Raw genomic sequence first — 4,081 nt, 5'->3', positions numbered from 1 at the left:
CTCTTTTTATAGGTGCGTATTGTGGCATAGCCACTCTTTTTATAGGTGCGTATTGTGGCATAGCCACTCTTTTCAGATGTGCATAGCTCTTTAAGTTATTCTATTAAATTTGTGAGTTTTAAGTAATATTCCTTACAACTTTATTATTGTCTAAAATTAAAAATTCACTTGTTGGACAATTCTTTTTACAACATATATACAATTAAACTCGTCTATTTTCCTTCAAACACTTCAATAACTTTATCTTTACCAAATATCAAACTACACACTGCAAAGCCACCACCTGCTAATATAACTGAAAGTAAAATTCCATATAAGAAAAATCCTATTAAATGTACCGGTGTTATAGCTGGTGCATTAGCTGGAACAATCAAGAATGAGAAAAACGTTGATGCTAAGCCCATAAATAAAGCAGGTACATTGCCAACTATAGTTTTAGCTAAGAAATTTTCATGAACGGTTAAAATACAGAATATCACAATTATAGGTGCGGCTATATTAACCATTGTTTCTGGTAGAAGACCTCCTAGAAGTCCAGCTAAAACTCCATTAACAAGTGCCCATGCCACTCCACATATATACGAGACTATCATGGATGGTATAATCTTAAAGTTAGCACCAAATGCAAAAAATAGTAATAATGGCATAAACAACATCCAAATGTAACTACCATAACCCAACATTCCTATAGGCTGCATCATGACAGTTAATATAATTGAACCATATAATGCTTGAACTAATCTTACTTTTCTATTTATTTTCATAATGATTCCTCCAATATAAAATCGATATAGTCATTAAGTATTATATTTCTACGTCCATTTCTTTATATAAACTTAGAAAAATAGCAGCTAGGTTACTATATTTATCAACATTATGAAAAGCTAGTCCCTTTGCTGCTTAAACATTTTTATTAATTATTACTCAATTGTTGGAAATTTCAATTCTTTAAATCTTTTAATTTTCTCATTGATTATTGCTCTATTTTCCGGCACATAGAAGATTCCATGGGTTTCACCAATTTCTACTAAATGATGTTGACGACCTTCATCTGTCATACGGTCACGAATCAATCCATTTTCAGCTATTACAAACTTCCATTCTCCTTTTTCATCCTTCTCTAAGTCTCCACCTGCACCACATACTTGACATTCAATTGGCCAATATGTTCCATCCCATTGCACTTCCCCTTTTACAAGTGCATTTGAATGACAATTCGGACACCATCCAAAGCCTTCCTCTCCTAACCATTTTCTTTCAGCTACAGGTGTTTCAAGGGCTTTCATTATATTTTTCCCCATTTCTGATGCTCTTTCCATAAGTTCATCATTTAATAAACATTGTGCAGCAGTAGGCACTCTTTTTGCTAAAATCATATCAACAATTTTAAAGGAATGTGTAAACATAGTTGCTCCCATGCATTCTAAAGCCATAGACTGCCATGAACGCGTTGATCCTCCAGCTGAAATAATTCCAGCTACTCTATCTCTTTTTTCAATTGCACCAATTGATTGTAAAAAGGAAGATTCATATGCTAAATTTCTATGTGCAAATTTTAAATATGTAGCAGAAGGCATTAAGTCATATGTTGGAGCTGAAACTATTACTGCATCTTGTTCTAGTAAAGCGGTAGTTAGTTTATCTTTATCATCTTTGTCTTTTAGTGTACAAGGAACGCGTTTTCCCATTGCCATTCCTTGTGAACATGCAGTACAGCCTGTACAATCTTCTATATGATAATCATGAAGATTTACCATTATTACTTCTGCACCTGCTTTTTCACATTCAAGAAGCGCTTGTTTTAATAAAATTTCCGAATTTCCATCATGTCTTCCAGCCGTAATTCCCATAACTTTAAATTTACTCATATTATTTCACCTTACCTTTTAAATTTTTATAAATTATATATTTCAATTATTAATGTTCAATACTCCACTGGGTACCCTTTTAGGGCATCAATGAATGGCGATTTCCTTTGGAAATCTTTAAATTTTCAACAATTCTTTTTTATATCATATATAGTTTATTATCTAACCCTTTATTTATTGAATAGCTTGGCAAGTAATTTAAATCACCTGCCAAGTATAAACCCTTAACTAATTAAAAATCGCTTGATTTAGCTGCTGCATTTTCCCCTGCAATACGTCCACTGTTTAAGCAGAAGCCCATTGTATTTCCTGATAATATAAACGGATAACTATCTCCAAAAATGTTACATGCATCTGTACCAACAGCATATAAACCAGGAATTACTTTATAGTCTCCAGTCATAACTTCTGTTTTATGATTAATAAGAACTCCACCTACTGAACCATAAGCTCCAACATTTTGACGACAGATGTAGAAAGGTCCTTTTTCAATTGGTTGCATATATTGTCTATCTTTCTCAAACAATTCATCAAAGCCTTGAGCACACATGTCATTGTACTCTTCTACTTGAGCCACTAACCCAGCTACATCAACCCCTGCTTTTTCAGCTAGTTCTTCAATAGTATCTGCTTGAGCTATTGGTTCATATCCAGCTTCAAGATCTTTTTCCCACTGTTCATCAAAATGGTCATATAGATCATGTGGATGTACATGAGATACTATATCTGCTCCTCTTTTCTTATATTTCTTAAGAAGTTTACTATCAAATATTGAATATGCTACATTTCCAGGCTGTGCAGTAATTGCATTTCCAGTAAAGGTTGTATTTCCAATTTGATCTTCTGGCATAAATCTTTGTCCTAGTTTATTTACCCAAAGACAAGGTTGACGAAAGGCACCATCAAGTATGAAGTGATTCATATTATCTGGTAATTGATACATTAATTCCATTATGCATGGTGTATGTCCAGCACCTGCTTCCCATGCCATTTTAATTCCATCACCCTTCATACCTGGGATAGCAAAGTTGAAAATAGTTTTTCCAAATTCATAGCCTGTTTGTTCTTTAATCATTTGAGGATTATCTCCAAAGCCACCTGTAGCTAAAATAACTGCTTTACCTCTTGCTTCGATTTCTTCTCCATCCTTATTTTTAGCTATTACTCCAACAGCTTCACCATTTTCCATAATAATTTTATTAACAGGTGTTTCAAAAATAATTTCCACACCTAACTCTCTTGCCTTTTCTGTCATTCTCTTTGTCATTGTTGTAGCTGCACGAGGACCTGGAGCTCCACCACCTTCTGGTTTTACAACATGCCATGTGAATTCTCCATCGGAATATGCTCTTGTATTTTCTGGTGCTCCAAAAGCTCTTGATACCCCTAAAAATTCAACTCCCATATCTACAAGCCAATCAATAGTGTCTCCTGATTTAAAATAATAATCACGAACCATACGAGCATCTACACGATAATGAGTAAAATACATATGCTTTCTAAAAGCTTCTCCTGGAGTAAGTGCTACCATTTGATTTCTTTGAATTGATGAGCCTACACCAAGTGGTCCCATTCCCATATTTGCAGCTCCACCAGTTGTATTAGATTTTTCAAACATTATTACTCTCGCACCATTTTCTGCTGCTGATACTGCAGCAGCAAGTCCTGAAAGTCCTGCTGCAACCACAATTACATCTGTTTCCATACTTTTCATTAAAAATCCCTCCATGTATACTTTGATTATTTTTTAACATTTCAATTCAAAACATTTCAATATATTGTTTTGTGAACAATATACCTATAACATATACACCTTTTAAATATATCCGTTATAACCAAATTATATATTTAAACGTATACATAGTCTAATAACAAAAAAGCATACCTACGTATAACAAAAAGTTATACACATCTTTCTTATAACCTTTGAAACTAATATCTTCCTACACTCTGCTAACTAATGTCTCTTTTCAACAAATCCAAAATAGTTTATAATTAATTTGAATATATTATAGCCAAATAAATAAACGTTTTCATTTATTTATTATGTATACGTTTCAATTATTAATTATCATTAGTCAAGAAATCCCCTTAGGATTTCTTGATGTCAGATGTAAAATCTTAATTAGAACTTACATATTATAGATATCCAAATTAATAATCAAACTTATAAATGGAATATACATACATCATTGAGAAATTATAATCGTAAC

Annotated in this window: 3 protein-coding genes; all 3 read right to left on the bottom strand. The window is 32.9% G+C overall.

The window, feature by feature from the left end:
• Positions 1 to 212 precede the first annotated feature (212 nt).
• A complete protein-coding gene (locus L3B98_RS28745; protein ID WP_015391828.1) occupies positions 213 to 764 on the bottom strand; it encodes a DUF1097 family protein in 552 nt (183 codons plus the stop codon).
• Between the two features lie 156 nt (positions 765 to 920).
• On the bottom strand, positions 921 to 1,868 hold the full coding sequence (locus L3B98_RS28740) for a flavodoxin family protein (protein ID WP_238919210.1): 948 nt from the start codon (positions 1,866 to 1,868) through the stop codon (positions 921 to 923).
• A 232-nt stretch (positions 1,869 to 2,100) separates the two neighbouring features.
• Complete coding sequence (locus L3B98_RS28735) at positions 2,101 to 3,609, bottom strand: FAD-dependent oxidoreductase (RefSeq protein WP_343073715.1); 1,509 nt, start codon at positions 3,607 to 3,609, stop codon at positions 2,101 to 2,103.
• Between the last annotated feature and the right edge of the window lie 472 nt (positions 3,610 to 4,081).

It is taken from the genome of Clostridium sp. YIM B02555, from assembly GCF_022320955.1.
Lineage (GTDB): Bacteria > Bacillota > Clostridia > Clostridiales > Clostridiaceae > Clostridium > Clostridium saccharoperbutylacetonicum.
The sequence above is the reverse complement of the archived record's forward strand: the minus strand, read 5'-3'. Positions and strand labels throughout refer to the sequence as shown.